Source organism: Paraburkholderia sp. (genome assembly GCF_035656215.1).
Lineage (GTDB): Bacteria > Pseudomonadota > Gammaproteobacteria > Burkholderiales > Burkholderiaceae > Paraburkholderia.
Map to the genome: position 1 here is coordinate 1 of NZ_DASRSY010000224.1, position 16731 is coordinate 16731.

17 protein-coding genes are annotated in these 16731 nt (G+C 60.8%); 15 read left to right on the forward strand and 2 right to left on the reverse strand.

The features are described from left to right. Positions 1 to 795 precede the first annotated feature (795 nt). Entirely contained in the window at positions 796 to 1791 is a 996-nt protein-coding gene (locus VFE81_RS12740) for a GlxA family transcriptional regulator (protein ID WP_325044936.1), read from the forward strand. Positions 1792 to 1894: 103 nt separating this feature from the next. After that, a complete protein-coding gene (gene rfbC, locus VFE81_RS12745) occupies positions 1895 to 2446 on the forward strand; it encodes a dTDP-4-dehydrorhamnose 3,5-epimerase (protein WP_325044937.1) in 552 nt (183 codons plus the stop codon). Between the two features lie 41 nt (positions 2447 to 2487). On the opposite strand, the gene VFE81_RS12750 is transcribed toward rfbC, so the two are convergent. Further along, on the reverse strand, positions 2488 to 3378 hold the full coding sequence (locus VFE81_RS12750; RefSeq protein ID WP_325044938.1) for an EamA family transporter: 891 nt from the start codon (positions 3376 to 3378) through the stop codon (positions 2488 to 2490). A gap of 82 nt (positions 3379 to 3460) precedes the next feature. On the opposite strand from VFE81_RS12750, the gene VFE81_RS12755 reads away from it, so the two are divergent. Beyond that, a complete protein-coding gene (locus tag VFE81_RS12755; RefSeq protein ID WP_325044939.1) occupies positions 3461 to 4384 on the forward strand; it encodes a LysR substrate-binding domain-containing protein in 924 nt (307 codons plus the stop codon). A gap of 151 nt (positions 4385 to 4535) precedes the next feature. Continuing rightward, positions 4536 to 5165 (forward strand): GNAT family N-acetyltransferase, encoded by a 630-nt coding sequence (locus VFE81_RS12760; RefSeq protein ID WP_325044940.1) that lies wholly within the window; start codon positions 4536 to 4538, stop codon positions 5163 to 5165. 212 nt (positions 5166 to 5377) lie between these two features. Here VFE81_RS12760 and VFE81_RS12765 read toward each other — a convergent pair whose 3' ends face one another. After that, positions 5378 to 5539, reverse strand: coding sequence for a DUF1328 domain-containing protein (locus VFE81_RS12765; RefSeq protein WP_035551387.1), 162 nt, complete (start codon positions 5537 to 5539; stop codon positions 5378 to 5380). A 201-nt stretch (positions 5540 to 5740) separates the two neighbouring features. Between VFE81_RS12765 and VFE81_RS12770 the strand changes: the two genes are divergently transcribed. From VFE81_RS12770 to VFE81_RS12820, 11 genes are all read left to right on the forward strand, one after another. Further along, positions 5741 to 6727 carry a LysR substrate-binding domain-containing protein gene (locus tag VFE81_RS12770; protein ID WP_325044941.1) on the forward strand — a complete coding sequence of 329 codons (987 nt, stop codon included), beginning with the start codon at positions 5741 to 5743 and terminating at the stop codon, positions 6725 to 6727. Between the two features lie 85 nt (positions 6728 to 6812). Next, the gene (locus tag VFE81_RS12775) at positions 6813 to 8303 is read left to right on the forward strand and encodes a 2-hydroxymuconic semialdehyde dehydrogenase (RefSeq protein WP_325044942.1); all 1491 of its coding nucleotides are present in this window, start codon (positions 6813 to 6815) and stop codon (positions 8301 to 8303) included. After that, a complete protein-coding gene (locus VFE81_RS12780) occupies positions 8300 to 9121 on the forward strand; it encodes a fumarylacetoacetate hydrolase family protein (protein WP_325044943.1) in 822 nt (273 codons plus the stop codon). The genes VFE81_RS12775 and VFE81_RS12780 overlap by 4 nt, the downstream gene beginning before the upstream one ends. Before the next feature lie 11 nt (positions 9122 to 9132). Then, positions 9133 to 10077, forward strand: a complete 945-nt coding sequence (locus VFE81_RS12785) for an acetaldehyde dehydrogenase (acetylating) (protein ID WP_325044944.1) — start codon at positions 9133 to 9135, stop codon at positions 10075 to 10077. Between the two features lie 13 nt (positions 10078 to 10090). Then, positions 10091 to 11134: a 4-hydroxy-2-oxovalerate aldolase gene (dmpG, locus tag VFE81_RS12790; RefSeq protein WP_325044945.1), complete on the forward strand. Its 1044-nt coding sequence runs from the start codon at positions 10091 to 10093 to the stop codon at positions 11132 to 11134. Then, positions 11131 to 11904, forward strand: a complete 774-nt coding sequence (locus VFE81_RS12795) for a 2-keto-4-pentenoate hydratase (protein ID WP_325044946.1) — start codon at positions 11131 to 11133, stop codon at positions 11902 to 11904. Before dmpG ends, VFE81_RS12795 begins: the two co-directional genes overlap by 4 nt. Next, positions 11901 to 12332 carry a RidA family protein gene (locus tag VFE81_RS12800; protein WP_201075509.1) on the forward strand — a complete coding sequence of 144 codons (432 nt, stop codon included), beginning with the start codon at positions 11901 to 11903 and terminating at the stop codon, positions 12330 to 12332. The genes VFE81_RS12795 and VFE81_RS12800 overlap by 4 nt, the downstream gene beginning before the upstream one ends. 32 nt (positions 12333 to 12364) lie before the next feature. Then, a complete protein-coding gene (locus VFE81_RS12805) occupies positions 12365 to 12889 on the forward strand; it encodes a 3-hydroxyanthranilate 3,4-dioxygenase (protein WP_325044947.1) in 525 nt (174 codons plus the stop codon). A 15-nt stretch (positions 12890 to 12904) separates the two neighbouring features. After that, a complete protein-coding gene (locus VFE81_RS12810) occupies positions 12905 to 13927 on the forward strand; it encodes an amidohydrolase family protein (protein WP_325044948.1) in 1023 nt (340 codons plus the stop codon). A gap of 66 nt (positions 13928 to 13993) precedes the next feature. Beyond that, entirely contained in the window at positions 13994 to 15223 is a 1230-nt protein-coding gene (kynU, locus tag VFE81_RS12815) for a kynureninase (RefSeq protein ID WP_325044949.1), read from the forward strand. 124 nt (positions 15224 to 15347) lie between these two features. Next, positions 15348 to 16731 (forward strand): amino acid permease (locus VFE81_RS12820; RefSeq protein WP_325044950.1); only part of this gene is annotated, 1384 nt, incomplete at its 3' end.

A 16731-nucleotide genomic window follows, 5' to 3' on the forward strand; every position in this document is an offset into this window, starting at 1 on the left:
GCTGCTCTATGTCATTGAAAGTAAACGAGCTTTCTCGCTGTCGTGGCGCGACAGCGACGTTGTGTATAACGACATGCTCTTAACCAAGTCTTAAAGAGCACGATCCAGGGATGAAACTTTGTTTAAGGAAGCCGCCTGGCACGGTTTCCGCCATACCGCGGATTCGTCCGATGTTTTTCGCGATGCTGGGGACAGATGACCGGCGTATTTATTCATATGTAAACGAGGCCAGATGTTTCAATATAGAAACGTTTTTATTCGATTGGGAATCGGGCGTCGAAATGCTTAATCCGGAATGTTTCGGTGAATGTGCGGTTTGCCACATTCACACTGCCGATAAATTCCCGCTTTGCGAATAAAAGCCTGAATGAACGTTCATTATTTGCGATGTTTAGAGTTCATGTTTGAAACACTTTTGGATGGGGTCGCGACGAGTCGCTGTCGCAAATCATTCCGTCCGTACCAGCTTCGTGCGCAGCCGAGACAGGCTTAAGATCGAGCAAATACAAGGTTCTACGTGATTCTGGCGGACGACGATCCGATACGATCTACCGCTATGGCGGCTCATATGCGGACAGTCATATGAAACCAGCGATAATGGTTTTCTTCATACATTTTCTTTCTCAATGCCAATTTGTTTTTCAAATTTACTATAGCTAGGCATTACGCTAACATCACGCATAATCCGTTAAGCAAAATTGCCGGCAGCTTTCATTCGCCGTAATTAAATTCGACCATATCGGCCTGCCGAAGGAATAGCGGGGTCCGCAACGTACGACAGTTTGAGGGAACATCATGCCGCACATGCACCTGGATACTGCGAGGATCACCTGGTTACATACGCCGGCGCTAAGCGTGCGTAGTGCAGCGCGGCGAATTGGCGTGTTGCTGTTCGACGGCTTCTGGCTGCTTGGGCCTGGCACGGTGGTCGAGATGTTCCAGACCGCCAACGAACTCTCCGGCTCGCGGGCCGGTGAAGAGCCGCCTTATGAAGTACAGTTTCTGTCGATGGACGGCGGCAGCGTCGCGAGTTCGTCGTCGGCGCGAATCTGGACCGACCGTATCGACACACGTTACGGCAGCAGTTTCGACGTGCTATTCATTGCTGGTGGACACGGCGCACATGAGGCCGCGCTCGACGAACGGCTGCTTGGCTGGCTGCGCTCGGTGCAAACGCGTACCCGCGCGATCGAGACGATCGGCGAAGGCCGTCTCGTGCTGGAGGCGGCGGGTCCCGCAGAGCGTGACGGCCTTCAGGTGAACCGCTATCTGAACAGTGCCACGACCGATGCCGCGCGCAGCGCCGCCAATGATCGTAACGATTGTGCGCGCAGCGCGCTGATGTTCATCAAGCGCGATCTCGGCGCGGAACTTGCGCGCAGCGTCGCCGATCGGGTCATGCCGGGCATGGCCGCCACCTGGGTGCCGCTGCCGGCTGAAGGCGGCACGCTCAGCGTTGCCGAGAAAATCCGTGCAGCCGCGCGCTGGATGGAGGCGAATTGCGATCGTTCTGTATCGGTTGCCGACGCCGCCCAGGTGGCGGCGATGAGCGAGCGAAATTTTCTGCGACGCTTCAAGCATGAAATGCACGTCACGCCTTCTGACTATCTGCTGCAGGTGCGGCTGCGCATTGCCTGCAATTTCCTGACTGAAACCGAATTACCGGTGGACAAGATCGCGCGCCGCAGCGGCACCGGCAACGGCGATCGCCTCGCGAAGATATTCCGCAAGCGTATGGCGTTGTCGCCGACCGAATATCGCGCACGCAGCCGGGTGGCGACCGAGATGTAAGCTTGGGGAGGTGCCGTGCAAACGGCGTACCTTATCGTGGATGGACGCGTGCGCAGCGGCGAGCGTGTTTTCTCCGGACAGGCTTCTTACGAGCACAGTGGCCATGGGCAACAAGGTAATGGCGACGGCATTGCCGGAGATCAAACTCATCGAGCCCGAGGTGTTTTGCGACGAATTCGGCTTCTGCTTCGAGAGCTTCAGTGCGGATGAGTTTACCGACGACGTCTCGCACGGTTTCAATTTCGTGCAAGACCGTCATTTGCGGGCGGTGCGTGGCGTGTTGCGCGGGCTGCACTATCAGGTGCAGCGACCGCAGGGCCGGCTCGTGCGCGTGGTGGTGGGGGAGGTGTTCGACGTCGCGGTAGACGTGCGCCTCAATTCGCCGAACTTCGGCAAGTGGAGCGGCGTCTATCTAAGCGCGGCCAATCATCGGCAGGTATGGGTGCCGCCGGGCTTCGCGCATGGTTTCGTCGTACTTTCCGACGTTGCCGAGTGCCTTTGGAAAACCACCGAATACTGGTTCCCCGAACTCGAGCGCTGCATCTTGTGGTGCGATCCTGATATCGGCATCGAGTGGCCGATCGAAATCGAGCCGATCCTCGGCGCGAAGGACGCAGCGGGCCGGCGTCTTTACGAAGCGGAAAACTTCGCCTGAGCGCTTCGCCTGAGCGCGGCCACGCAGCGATTCAACCCCGTTCAGCGCGTTGCCACCACGGCGCCGACGCTCGCGGCGACCACCAGCAGCGTGCCTGCTATCTGCAAGACACCCATCGGTTGATACAGTACCACGAAGCCGGCCAACGCGCCAATCGCCGGTTCGACACTCATCAGGATCCCAAACGATGCGGCGGGCATGTGCCGCAAAGCCACCATTTCCAGCGCGTACGGTAACAATGGAACCAGTAATGCGAGGCCCGCGGTTGCCGCGATCTGGCCTGCGGCGATGTGTATGCCGCTTTGCGCGAAGCCGAATGGCGTGGCAACCAGCGCCGCTGCGATCAGTGACACCGACAATCCTTCGAGTCCGGCGAACACGGTGCCGATCTTCTTCATCAGCACGATATAGCTGCCCCAGCCGAGCGCGGCTCCAAACGCGAGCAGCACGCCGAGCGGTTCGCCGATCCAGCCCGCGCGATCGCGCGAAAGCAGCAACACGCCGGCAATCGCCAATGCCGGCCACAGGAGTGCTCGCGCGCGCCGTACCGCGAAAGTCGCCACGGCGAGCGGCCCGAGAAAATCGATCGCGACGGCCAGCCCCAACGGAATCCGCTGAAGCGCGGCGAAAAAGCATAGTGTCATGCCGGCCATCGCCGCCCCTAGCGCGCCAGCCGCGAGCCAATGCGAGCGCGAATAGGTGAACAGACGCGGGCGCACCAGCAACGCAAGCACCACGGCCGCCCAGCAGAGACGCAACCAGGTGGTGCTGAGCGAACCGTACGCTGCCATCGTCGGCGCAGAGAGCGCGGCGCCGAACTGCACGCTCGACATCGACAGCACGCACAGGAGCGCCGCACCCGCCGCTGCGCTGGCTGGCTTGACTGGGGTTGGCACGGAATTCAGCGCCGATTTGATCGTGGTGTCCTGCATCTTGGCCTCGTTGCTGCTCTTTCGGATTCGTTGGACGCTATCTTATCGGTGCAAGCGGCATTAAGATAAGTTGATATTTCTTATGATCACTTCAATAAACGTGATGACCCGAGATCTCGACAGCAGCCTCCTGCGCGCGTTCGTTACCGTTGCGGAGACTGGCGCGGTGGGCGTGGCGGCGGCGCGCCTCGCGCGCACCCAGGCGGCGGTGAGCATGCAATTGCGCCGGCTCGAAGAAGAACTGGGGCAGCGTTTGCTCGACCGCTCGCCGCGTGGCGTGCAACTGACCGAAGCGGGGCATCTGCTGCTGCCGTTCGCGCATACGATCCTCGGCGCGGGCGCCGATGCGCGGCGGGCGTTGAGCGCGGGGCAGGTGTCCGGCACGGTGCGGCTCGGCATGCTGGAAGACATCGCGGTCGGTCGACTGCCGCGTGCGTTGCGTCGCTTTTCGATCGCTTATCCGCAGGTGGCGCTGGAGATCGTCGTCGATACCAGTACGGCGTTGTCGAACCGGCTTGCGGATGGCGGCCTCGACGTGGTCGTGGGAGACCCCGCACTGGTCGACTCGGTGCCGCTGCTGACCTGGTCGCAGCCGCTCTTCTGGGTCGGCGCGCGCGGGTTTAGCCGTGACGGTGACGCGGCGTTGCCGGTGGTTGCGTTCGGCGGGACCTGTCTGTGGCAGCAGCAGGTGTTGACGGCGCTGCGGCGCGCGGGGATTGCGTGGCGCATTGTGTGCACCAGCACCAGTTTGCCGGCGGTGCAGTCCGCCGTGGAAGCGGGGCTTGGTGTTTCGGTACTGCTCGACGGCAATATCCGTTCGGAGTCGATGCGCGTGCTCGGTCAGGCCGATGGATTGCCCGATGCGCCAACCGCCGATTTTGGGCTTTTCATGCGCGCGGTCTCCGGCGCCCAGGCGGCTGCCGTGCAGACATTGCAGACGTTTCTCTGCGAGGAATTGCATCTCGGCTTGCGGGAAAGCGAGCCGCTTATGGCACCCGCTGGCTAGTGCCCTGGCAATCTGCCGATAGCACGTTGGCATGCACATCAGCACCCACGCTCGCATGCACGTCCCATGTGAGTTTTTACGACATTTTTTCTTGAGACGCCTACTCGCCAAACCTACACTTCGTGCATCTTGATAGCGCGAGGGGTTCAACGTGAAGCGACGTGCAACGACGCAGCAATCCGTCCGTATCGACTACGTATGTAACGGCGTGGGCCGTATCGAACTACGCCGCTTCGATCCGTCGCGCGATTCGTATGTCGCGTTGACCGCGCTACTGCATCGAGCTTTTACACGGCTCGGTGCGATGGGTCTGAACTGCACGTGTGTGGATCAAACTGTGGAGACGACACGTTCGCGCGCGACCCGGGGCGATTGCTACGTGGCGGTCTGCGAGGGGCGCATTGTCGGCACGATGACGTTGTATGCACCCGATCACGTGTCGCCTTGCGAGTTGTACCGGCGTGACGATATCGCCAGCCTGCGCCAGTTCGGCGTGGAGCCAGTGTGGCAGGCGCGCGGCATCGGTACGCTGTTGATCGCTTTCGCCGACCACTGGGCCGCGACGCGCGGTTTTACCGAGCTCGCGCTCGATACGCCGCAGCCCGCGGCTCATCTGATTGCGTTTTATAGAGGGCAGGGGTTCCGCATCGTCGATTTCGTGCGGTTCGAAGGCAAGCGTTACGACAGTGCGATCTTGAGCAAGCCACCGGTGGCGACGCGTACGCTCGCGAACTGGTCGCATAGGTTGACTGTGCCGGCGAGAATTGCGCGGGCGGCATGAGGCGTTTGCGTGGTTGGCGTACCTGAAGCGTGTTGCGTGTGTGCTGTAGCGCAATGCGTTCGGGGTGCGCGGGCGCGTGATGTGTAGGCTCTAGCGTTAAAAAACCCGGTGCGGGCAGCAATTATTGCAATGCCATGCGGCAAGTATTGCAACGAGCTGCCGGTCTTCACACCGGGGCGGGTGTCTCTTCTCTTATCAGGTTGATACGGTGGTTAGCGTCGCATCACGCCCATCAGCAAGGTGACGAGGAAGATCACCACGAAGATGAAGAATAGAACTTTGGCGATTTCCGTTGCGCCTGCGGCAATGCCGCCGAAGCCGAATACCGCGGCGATGATCGCGATGATGAAGAAGATTACAGCGTATCGAAGCATGGGGCCTCCCACCGATGGATTGCTGAATTGAAGTTAAAAACGGCTACTGCTATGGGCACTATGTGCTTTGACGGCTATTTGCCGGCGAGCGATATATAGCAATAGATGTGCCCAGGGCGTGAAGAACAAGTGGTGCCCCTAATCGGCCTCCCGATTTTGTGCTGTTACCATCGCGGATCATTGATTCCGCCCACGCCCGCCATGCAACACAATCCACTCAGCGAGATTTCCCTGATCCGCAAGCTGAAGCTCAATCAGCTGATGATCTTCGAACGCGTGCTGGAAACGCGTTCCGTCGTGCGCGCGGCCAACGAGATGCGCTTGACGCAGCCGGCCGTCACCAAGGTTATCCACGAACTTGAGTCGTGCTTCGACGGCGCGCTGTTCGCGCGCTCGAATCGCGGTGTCGTGCCGACGGAACTGGGATTGCTCCTCGGGCGGCGGGTCAAATCGCTGATGGCGGAGTTGCGCTATATGACTGACGAGCTCAATGACTTTCGGCTTGGCACCAGTGGTCATGTGATTATCGGCACGCTCATCTCGGCATCGGCACGACTGCTGCCAACCGCGATCGCCATGCTGAAAGCGCGCACGCCGAACGTTCTGGTGACGGTGCGTGAGGGTACGACGGCGCATCTCTTCCCGGCGCTGGCGACGGGGGACCTCGATATCGTCGTCGGGCGGTTGCCGGAGCGCGAGTTGCCAATTGCGAGTGCTTTTCCGTTGACGCACGAGGCGCTTTTTGACGAGTCGCTGTGCGTGGTGGTCGGAAAAGGCTATGGGCCTGCGCCGGCTGGCGTGACGCATCTGTCGGAGCTGGTCGGATCGCCCTGGATTCTGCCGACGCCTGATTCGCCAGCGCGGCTTTCGGCGGAACATCTGTTTCGCGCGGCGGGGTTGCCGCTGCCAACGGATATTGTGGAGTCGTTGTCGCTGTTGACGAATATCGGCTTGCTACTCGATACGCCACGGATTGCGCTGATGCCGCGAGTTGCCGCGCAGCAGTTTGAAGATGCGGGGTTGTTGCGGATTCTGGATTTACCTGAGAGTGGGGCGTTTGGGACAGTGGGGTTTTCAGTACGGTCGCATAAGGAGCAGAGTGCTGCTTGCCAGGCTTTTGTCGAGTGTTTGCGGGAGGCGGTGGGGGTGGCCGCGGCACCTGATCAACCCTCTGGTATTCCCCTTTAGCATACCCACCACCCAATCTTTGATTATCGCCCCGCGAGGCCCCCCTTTAGACTCCTGCAAACACCTCAATCGAGCAGGAGACGTTGTGACCTTCACCCCGGCCGCCGCGCAGCGCGCTCAACCATTGCTTCGCCATTACATCAACGGCGAATTCATTGCGACCGCAACCACCTTCCCAAACATCAGCCCCGTCGACGGCAAACAACTCGCTCAAGTCTGCGAAGCCGACGCCGCAACCGTCGACGCCGCCGTCCGCGCAGCAGCCGCCGCCCAACGCGCCGGCTGGCGCAATACCAAACCGGCTGAACGTGCGGACTGGCTCCATAAAATCGCCGACGGCATAGACGCCCGCTTCGAAGATTTCGTCGCGGCAGAAGTGGCCGATACCGGTCGCCCACTCGAGCAAGCCCGCAAGCTCGACATTGCCCGTGGCATCGCGAACTTCCGTACCTTCGCGGACCTCATCCGCACCGCGAATAGCGAATTCTTCGAAACGCATGCAGCCGACGGCAGCGAACTGATCAACTACGTCACGCGCAAACCGCTCGGCGTGGTCGGCATCATCTCGCCGTGGAATCTGCCGCTGCTGCTGTTCACGTGGAAGGTCGCGCCGGCCCTCGCAATGGGCAACTGCGTCGTCGCCAAGCCCTCGGAAGAAACGCCCAGTTCCGCCACGCTGCTCGCCGAAGTGATGCACGACATCGGCTTGCCGCCCGGCGTGTTCAATCTGATTCACGGCCACGGGCCGAACGCTGCCGGGGAATTCCTCACGCGTCATCCGGATATCAGCGCGATCACCTTCACCGGCGAATCGCGTACCGGCAGCACGATCATGAGGACCGTCGCCGATGGCGTGAAGGAGATCTCGTTCGAACTCGGCGGCAAGAATGCAGCCGTGGTGTTCGCCGACGCGGACTTCGATGCGGCTGTTGCCGGCGTGTTGAAATCCAGCTTCACGAATGCCGGGCAGGTTTGTCTGTGCAGCGAGCGCGTGTACGTCGAGCGGCCGATCTTCGAGCGCTTCGTCGCCGCGTTGAAGGAAAAAACCGAGGCGCTGCAAGTCGGCGCACCTCACGATCCCGCAACCACGATGGGCCCGCTGATCTCGCGGGGCCATCGCGAGAAGGTGCTGTCGTATTTCCGGCTCGCTGTTGAAGAGGGCGCAACCGTCGTGACGGGTGGCAATGTCCCGCAATTCGGCGACGAACGCGATCAAGGCGCGTTCGTGATGCCGACAATCTGGACCGGACTGAACGATGATGCACGCTGCGTGAAAGAAGAAATCTTCGGACCCGTCTGCCACATTGCGCCGTTCGATAGCGAAGACGAAGTGATCGGCCGCGTCAACGACAGCGCTTACGGACTCGCCGCGAGCATCTGGACGACGCAACTCTCGCGCGGCCATCGCGTGGCGCGGCAGATCGAAACCGGCATCGTTTGGGTCAACGCATGGTTCGTGCGCGATCTGCGCACACCGTTCGGCGGAACCAAGCTTTCGGGCATCGGCCGTGAAGGCGGGCGTCACTCCCTCGATTTCTATTCGGAACTGACCAACGTCTGCGTGAGGATCGCATGAGCGAAATCGACCTGAACGCCGCGCAACAGATCGCTTACTCACTCTGGCAGGCGCAGCAGAACAACACACCCATCGCGCCGGTGCGCGCGGCGATTGCGGACCTGGGCGGCGACGCGCTGGAAGCCGCGTATGCCGTGCAGCGCCTGAACACTGAACGGAAGCTGGCAACTGGTCGCCGCCTCGTGGGCCGCAAGATCGGCCTCACGTCGAAAGCCGTGCAGACTCAACTCGGCGTCGATCAGCCAGACTTCGGCATGCTGTTCGACGATATGTCGATTGCGGACGGCGAAGAGATTGCCATGTCGCGCACGCAGCAGCCCAAAGTGGAAGCGGAGATCGCGCTGGTGCTCGCACGCGATCTGCCGCACGAACGGCACACGATTGCCGATCTGATCGGCGCAACCGCCTACGCATTGCCCGCGATCGAGATCGTCGGCAGCCGTATTGGCAACTGGGATATCCGCTTGACAGATACCGTGGCCGACAACGCATCGAGCGGTCTGTTCGTGCTCGGCAATTGCCCGGTCAAACTCGATGCCTTCCACGCTATCAACTGCGGCATGGTGATGGAACGGCGCGGCGATCAGGTGAGCGTCGGCGTGGGCGCCGCTTGCCTCGGCAATCCGCTCTACGCAGCGGTGTGGCTCGCCAACACCATGACGCGCGTCGGCGCGCCCCTGAAGGCGGGCGATATCGTGCTGACCGGCGCGCTCGGCCCAATGGTCGGCGTCCATGCCGGCGACGTGTTCACCGCCCACATCGAAGGGCTCGGCTCCGTGAGCGCGAGCTTTGCCCACCATACTGAATCCGCAGCGTGACAGAGAACGCCATGCACGATAAACAAGAAAAGCAGGCCGTCGCCATCATCGGCTCCGGCAACATCGGTACCGATCTGATGATCAAGATATTGCGTCAGGCGAAGCACCTTGAGATGGGGGCGATGGTCGGCATCGATCCGGCTTCAGACGGTCTGGCGCGCGCCGAACGGCTCGGCGTGCCAACCACCGCGCAGGGGATCGATGGCCTCGTGGCCATGCCGAACTTCAGCGACGTTCGCATTGCATTCGACGCGACCTCGGCGGGCGCACATCATCGCCATGCCGCCGTGCTGCGTGAACACGGCGTCACCGTGATCGATCTGACGCCGGCCGCCGTCGGGCCGTTCGTGGTGCCGGTAGTGAATCTGTTCGCGCATCTCGACGTGCCGAACCTGAACATGGTCACATGCGGCGGTCAGGCGACCATTCCGATCGTCCACGCCGTATCTCGTGTGGCGCCGGTGCGTTACGCCGAAATCGTCGCATCGATTGCAAGCCGTTCGGCGGGGCCGGGTACGCGCGCCAATATCGACGAGTTCACCGAGACCACCTCGAAGGCGATCGAAACCGTCGGCGGAGCGGCGCGCGGCAAGGCGATCATTGTGCTCAATCCGGCCGAACCGCCGCTGATGATGCGCGACACCGTCTACTGCCTGACTGAAGAAGACGCCAATACCGACGAAATCGAAAGCTCGATTCACGCGATGGTCGCGGCAGTGGCGAGCTACGTGCCCGGCTATCGTCTGAAGCAGGCGGTGCAGTTTGACCGCTACACCGCCGCGAACCCACTCGCGTTGCATGCGAACGAGCGCCGCGCGGGTCTGAAGGTGAGCGTGTTCCTCGAAGTGGAGGGCGCCGCGCACTATCTGCCTTCGTATGCGGGCAATCTCGACATCATGACTTCGGCGGCGTTGGCCGCGGCCGAACAGATCGCGGCCAGCCGCGTGACAGCGTGAAAGGAAAGACGCAATGAGCGATAGAAACAAGAAAATCTACGTGTCGGACGTGACGCTGCGCGACGGCATGCACGCGATCCGTCATCAGTATTCATTGGAAAGTGCGGTAGCGATCGCACAGGCACTCGATGACGCGGGCGTCGACAGTATCGAAGTCGCGCATGGTGATGGTCTCTCGGGTTCGAGCTTCAACTACGGTTTCGGCGCACACACCGATCTCGAATGGATCGAAGCGGTGGCCGGTACGGTGAAACGCGCGCAAGTGGCGACGCTGCTGCTGCCTGGCATCGGCACCGTCCACGATCTGCGCGCGGCGTACGACGCCGGCGCACGCATCGTCCGGATCGCCACGCATTGCACCGAAGCGGATATCTCGAAGCAGCACATTGAATACGCGCGCTCGCTTGGCATGGATACCGTCGGCTTCCTGATGATGTCGCATATGACCACGCCCGACGCATTGGCGAAGCAGGCCAAACTGATGGAAAGCTACGGCGCGCAATGCGTGTACGTGGTGGATTCGGGCGGCGCGTTGAATATGCGCGACGTCGCCGAGCGTTTCGATGCATTCAAGGCCGTGCTGGATCCGGCGACGCAAACCGGTATGCACGCGCATCACAATCTGTCGCTGGGTGTGGCGAATTCCGTGGTCGCGCTCGAACATGGTTGCGACCGCATCGATGCATCGCTGACCGGTATGGGAGCGGGCGCAGGCAACGCGCCGCTCGAAGTGTTCATCGCCGCGGTAGACCGGATGAAGCTCAATCACGGCTGCGATGTGAAGAAGCTGATCGACGCCGCTGAAGATATTGTGCGTCCGTTGCAGGAACGGCCGGTGCGCGTGGATCGCGAAACACTCGCGCTGGGCTATGCCGGCGTGTACTCAAGCTTCCTGCGCCACACGGAAGCCGCCGCTGCGAAATACGGCCTGCCGGCGTTCGACATCATGGTCGAACTCGGCAAGCGCCGCATGGTCGGCGGCCAGGAAGACATGATCGTCGACGTCGCGCTGGATATGCTCAAGGCACGCGAACTCGCGCAGAAGGAGACCGCATGATCGATCTCGACGCTATTGCGGAACGTATCGACGACGCCGCACGCCATGCGGAACCGATCGCGCAACTCACCACGTCCACGCCGTTTTCGCTGGATGATGCCTACGGGATTCAACGCGCGTCGATTGAGCGGCGCATTCATCGTGGCGAGAGCATGGTCGGCGTGAAGCTGGGGTTTACGAGCCGCGCGAAGATGATCCAGATGGGTGTCGACAGCCTGATCTGGGGCTGGTTGACTGACGCGATGCTTGATGAGGACGGCGGCCGCGTCGCGCTGAATCGCTTCATTCACCCGCGCGTCGAGCCAGAAGTTTGCTTCCTGACGAGCCGTGAGATCGACCGCCCGCTCACCCTTCTCGAGGCGTCGCGCTATCTGGAAGCGGTGGCCCCGGCAATGGAGATCATCGACTCACGCTACCGCGATTTCAAGTTCACGCTCGAAGACGTGGTCGCCGATAACTGTTCGTCCGCGGGGCTGGTGATCGGCCCATGGACCAAACGCTTCGAGGGTCTGCGCAACGCCGGCGTGACGATGCGACTCGACGGCCGCATCGTGCAAGCCGGCTCGACAGCGGCAATTCTCGGCGATCCGCTGCGCTCGATCGTGCAAGCGTCACGCCTGATTTCACAAAGCGGCTTGGTGTTGCCGGCTGGCTCGCTGATCATGGCGGGCGCCGCCACCGCCGCTCATCCGTTGCCCGTCGACGCGCACGTGCATTGTGTCGTCAACGGCCTTGGCGGCACCGAATTCACCACCCATCGACTCTCATGACCAACGAACCGACCATTCAAGGGCGCGTCGTGCCCGGCAAAGCTAAACCGCGCGGCCGTTTTCCGCATGTGACGCGAGCGGGTGACTTCCTGTTCGTCTCCGGCACCAGTTCGCGCCGTCCGGACAATACGATTGCGGGCGCTTCCGCCGACGAGCTCGGTACCGTCCAGCTCGACATTCGCGAGCAAACGCGCGTGGTGATCGAGAACATTCGCGATATCCTGCAGAGTGAAGGCGCGGACCTGTCGAACCTCGTCGAGATATCGTCGTTTCTCGTCAACATGAACGACTTCGGCGGCTATAACGCCGTCTACGGCGAGTACTTCGACGAAACCGGTCCAACGCGGACCACAGTCGCCGTGCATCAATTGCCTCATCCGCATCTGCTGATCGAGATGAAGGCGATTGCGTACGCACCGAAAAAATAAATACGCGCATAAAACTAAAGAAAGAGACAGCCATGCTCACGTACGGCAAACCGTTCAATTTTCAGCGCTGGATCGACGACCACGCGCATCTGCTCAAGCCACCGGTCGGCAATCAGCAGGTGTGGCAGGACAGCGATTTCATCGTCACGGTGGTGGGTGGCCCGAACCACCGTACCGATTACCACGACGACCCGCTCGAGGAATTCTTCTATCAGCTGCGCGGTAATGCGTATCTGCATCTGTGGATCGACGGCAAACGCGAACGCGTCGATCTGAACGAAGGGGACGTGTTTCTGTTGCCGCCGCATGTGCGTCATTCACCGCAACGGCCGGAAGCGGGCAGCGTCTGCCTCGTGATCGAACGGCAACGCCCGCAAGGCATGGTGGACGGCTTCGAATGGTATTGCGATGACTGCGGCCATCTCGTCTATCGCGTCGAGGTGCAACTGAAAAGCATCGTCAGCGATCTGCCGCCGCTTTTCAACGCCTTCTATGCCTCAGAAGAAAAACGCCGCTGCGCGCATTGTGGTCATGTCCACCCCGGCAAGACCGTCTAAACAAACAGAATCACGATGACACTTCGAATCGACATGCATTCCCACTTCTTCCCGCCGATCGTGCGGGAAGAAGCCGCAAGCCTCGACGCGGAACACGCGCCGTGGCTCAAGATCGACGCGGACGGCGAACGCGGCATGATCATGACCGGCGAGAAGAGCTTTCGCCCGGTGTATCGCGCGCTGTGGGATCCGGCGGTGCGCATTGCTGAAATGGATGCGCTCGGCGTCGATATCCAGTTGATGTGCGCGACGCCCGTGATGTTCGGCTATCGCTACGACGCGGCCGCCGCGCACGACTGGGCCGCGCGAATGAACGACCACGCGCTCGAACTTTGCGCGCATGCTCCGCAACGATTGATGGCGCTCGCGCAAGTGCCGCTGCAGGACGTCGACCTCGCTTGCCGCGAAGCGACGCGCGCGCACCGTGGCGGCCATCGCGGCGTGCAGATCGGCAATCACCTCGGGCCGCGCGATCTCGACGACGAACACCTTGTGACGTTTCTCACGCACTGTGCGAACGACGGCATTCCCGTACTCGTGCACCCGTGGGACATGATGACCGACGGCCGCATGAAGAAGTGGATGCTGCCGTGGCTTGTCGCAATGCCGGCGGAAACGCAATTGAGCATGGTGTCGCTGATTTTGTCGGGGGCATTCGAGCGGATTCCGAAGTCGCTGAAGCTGTGCTTTGCGCACGGTGGCGGCAGCTTTGCGTTTTTGCTAGGCCGCGTGCAGAACGCGTGGGAGCAGCGCGACATCGTGCGCGAGGATTGTCCGAATCCGCCGGTGTCGTATCTCGACCGCTTTCACGTGGATAGCGCAGTGTTCGATCAAGGCGCTTTGCGCCTGCTGGTCGAGACGATGGGCGAGGATCACGTGCTGCTTGGCTCCGACTATCCGTTCCCGCTTGGCGAGCAGAAGATCGGCGACCTGGTCGCCGATCATCCGCAACTGAGCGACACAGCCAAGGCGAAGATTCTCGGCGCCAACGCCCAGCGCTTTTTCGATTTGACTACGACGGTTTCACACGCGCTTTGAACAGGTTCAGGCAACGCTCGCCATTGACCTTGCAATTGCAATAAGAACACACAGGAAATTAGCCAGATGATTACCCGGGAACACTGCGCCGCGCTCGACGCTGCCGACACGTTGGCCCACTGCCGCGCGCGCTTCGACTTGCCCGCCGATACGATTTACCTCGACGGCAACTCGCTGGGCGCGATGCCCGCGAATGTGCCTACGCGCATCGAACGGGCGCTGAAGGAGGAATGGGCGCACGGTTTGATCCGCTCATGGAACGATGCCGACTGGTATCCGGCGCCGCAGCGCACCGGCAACAAGATCGCCAAACTGATCGGCGCGGGGCAGGACGAAGTGATCGTCGCCGATTCGACCTCGGTGAATCTGTTCAAGGTACTGGTGTCGGCTACGCGCATGCGCCCGGGCCGCAACGTGATTCTCGCTGAGCGAACCAATTTTCCGACTGACGTGTATATCGCTTCGAGCGTCGCCGAGATGACGGGTTGCGAGCTGCGTTGCGTCGACCCGGACGACATCGTCGCGGCGATCGACAATACGGTGGCAATCGTGTCGCTCACGCACGTCAACTACAAAACGGGTAAGCGCTACGACATGGAAGCGGTGACGCGTCAGGCACATGAAGCCGGCGCGCTGATCGTGTGGGACCTGTGTCACTCGGCGGGCGCGATGCCAGTGAATCTGAACCGCTGCGACGCCGACTTCGCGGTGGGCTGCGGCTACAAGTATCTGAATGGCGGTCCGGGCGCACCGGCTTTTGTGTTCGTCGCGTCGCGCCATATCGAAGCGGTGCGTCAACCGTTGACGGGGTGGCACGGTCACTCGAAGCCGTTCGAGTTCACGCACGACTACGCGCCGCATCCGGGCATTGATCGCATGTTGACCGGCACCGCGCCGCAACTCGGCGTGATCGCATTGGAGAGCGCGCTCGAAGCGTTCGATGGCGTCGATCTCGACGTGCTTCGTGACAAGAGCGTGGCGCTCGGCAATCTGTTTATCGAGCTGACCGATCAGGAACTGAAGGGCCTGGGTTGCACGCTCGCTTCGCCGCGGGACGCCGAGCAACGCGGCAGCCAGGTCTCACTGGGTCATGCGGAAGGCTACGCGATCATGCAGGCGCTGATTGCACGCAACGTGATCGGCGACTTCCGCGCACCGGACATTCTGCGCTTTGGCTTTGCGCCGCTCTACGTGCGATACGTGGATATCTGGGACACCATCGCTCAGCTTAAGGGCATCATCGCGACCGATGCGTGGAATACCGAAGAATATAAAGCACGCAAGTCCGTGACCTGACTGGCTCAACGGACCTGAACACTTAAGCACTTAAGCGCCGCGATTGGAGCAATACAAGTAATACGACAGCGCGGCACCGGCGGTTGCGTCTATGCGCGCAACCGCATCCAGGAGGAGACACAAGATGACGCAAGAGCAGCGAGGCTTCGACACGATTGTCGAACGCGAGAAGGGGTTGCATCGGGGATTATCGACGGGACAGTTATCGATGATCGCGATTGGCGGTGCGATCGGCACGGGCCTTTTTCTCGGCAGCGGATTTGCCATTGGTTTTGCTGGCCCGAGCGTGCTGGTGAGTTATGCGATTGGCGCGCTGATTGCGTTGCTGTTGATGGGATGCCTTGCCGAAATGACTGTCGCGCATCCGACGTCGGGATCGTTCGGCGCATATGCCGAGCACTATATCGCGCCGTGGGCGGGATTTCTGGTGCGCTATGCGTACTGGTCGTCGATTGTGTTTGCGGTCGGCACGGAGGTGACGGCGATTGCCGTGTACATGAAGTACTGGTTTCCTGGCGTGCCTGGCTGGTACTGGATTGTCGGGTTCTCTGCGGCGTTGATCGGGATTAACTCGGTGAGCGTGAAGGTATTCGGCGCGGTCGAGTATGTCTTTTCGATGCTGAAGATCGTGGCGATTGTCGGTTTCATTTTACTGGGCGCTTATGTGGTGTTCGGCGCGCCTGCCGGTTCGGGGATTGGCTTTGCCAATTACACGTCGCACGGCGGTTTCTTTCCCAAGGGTGTGTGGGGCATGTGGGTGGCGGTGATCGTGTCGATCTTCAGTTATCTGAGCATCGAGATGATCGCGGTGGCGGCGGGCGAGGCGCGCGATCCACAGAGGGCGATTACGCAGGCGTTTCGCGCGACGATGTTCCGGTTGGTGTTCTTTTATTTGCTGACATTGGCGTTGATGCTGGCGATCGTGCCGTGGAATGCGGCGGGTACCGATGAGAGCCCATTCGTGCGGGTGATGGCGGCGACGCATGTGCCGGGGGCTGCGGGTGTTATTAATTTTGTCATTCTCGTGGCAGCGTTGTCGGCGATGAATAGTCAGTTGTATATCACTACGCGGATGATGTTTAGTCTTTCCCGTGCGGGGTATGCACCGCGGCGGTTGGGGGAGTTGAATCGGAAAGGGGTTCCGGTTGCTGCGTTGTGGCTCTCGACGATTGGGATTGCGTTGGCGACTGTTTTGAACGTGGTTTATCCGGATGCTTCGTTTGTGTTGATGATGTCCGTCTCCATGTTTGGTGCCATGTTCACCTGGTTGATGATTTTTGTTACTCACTTCTTTTTTCGCCATAAGCATAAGGGGATGCCGTTGGCGTTCAGGATGTGGGGGTTTCCGGTTACTTCTCTGCTTGGTGCGGGGTTGATGGTGAGTGCTTTGGTCACTACGTGGTTTACCAGAGAGTTTCGGATGACTCTGGTGATTGGGGTGCCGTTTGTTGTTGTGTTGCTTGTTGTTTATTTTGTTTGGTATAGGGGGAGGGCCGTCGAGGCGGCTC

Excerpts from the sequence above, each read along its gene's own strand:
- VFE81_RS12740 (WP_325044936.1), top strand. The coding sequence starts at position 796 with ATGCCGCACATGCACCTGGATACTGCGAGGATCACCTGGTTACATACG.
- rfbC (WP_325044937.1), top strand. The coding sequence starts at position 1,895 with ATGGGCAACAAGGTAATGGCGACGGCATTGCCGGAGATCAAACTCATC.
- VFE81_RS12750 (WP_325044938.1), bottom strand. The coding sequence starts at position 3,378 with ATGCAGGACACCACGATCAAATCGGCGCTGAATTCCGTGCCAACCCCA.
- VFE81_RS12755 (WP_325044939.1), top strand. The coding sequence starts at position 3,461 with ATGATCACTTCAATAAACGTGATGACCCGAGATCTCGACAGCAGCCTC.
- VFE81_RS12765 (WP_035551387.1), bottom strand. The coding sequence starts at position 5,539 with ATGCTTCGATACGCTGTAATCTTCTTCATCATCGCGATCATCGCCGCG.
- VFE81_RS12770 (WP_325044941.1), top strand. The coding sequence starts at position 5,741 with ATGCAACACAATCCACTCAGCGAGATTTCCCTGATCCGCAAGCTGAAG.
- VFE81_RS12780 (WP_325044943.1), top strand. The coding sequence starts at position 8,300 with ATGAGCGAAATCGACCTGAACGCCGCGCAACAGATCGCTTACTCACTC.
- VFE81_RS12785 (WP_325044944.1), top strand. The coding sequence starts at position 9,133 with ATGCACGATAAACAAGAAAAGCAGGCCGTCGCCATCATCGGCTCCGGC.
- dmpG (WP_325044945.1), top strand. The coding sequence starts at position 10,091 with ATGAGCGATAGAAACAAGAAAATCTACGTGTCGGACGTGACGCTGCGC.
- VFE81_RS12795 (WP_325044946.1), top strand. The coding sequence starts at position 11,131 with ATGATCGATCTCGACGCTATTGCGGAACGTATCGACGACGCCGCACGC.
- VFE81_RS12800 (WP_201075509.1), top strand. The coding sequence starts at position 11,901 with ATGACCAACGAACCGACCATTCAAGGGCGCGTCGTGCCCGGCAAAGCT.
- VFE81_RS12805 (WP_325044947.1), top strand. The coding sequence starts at position 12,365 with ATGCTCACGTACGGCAAACCGTTCAATTTTCAGCGCTGGATCGACGAC.
- VFE81_RS12810 (WP_325044948.1), top strand. The coding sequence starts at position 12,905 with ATGACACTTCGAATCGACATGCATTCCCACTTCTTCCCGCCGATCGTG.
- kynU (WP_325044949.1), top strand. The coding sequence starts at position 13,994 with ATGATTACCCGGGAACACTGCGCCGCGCTCGACGCTGCCGACACGTTG.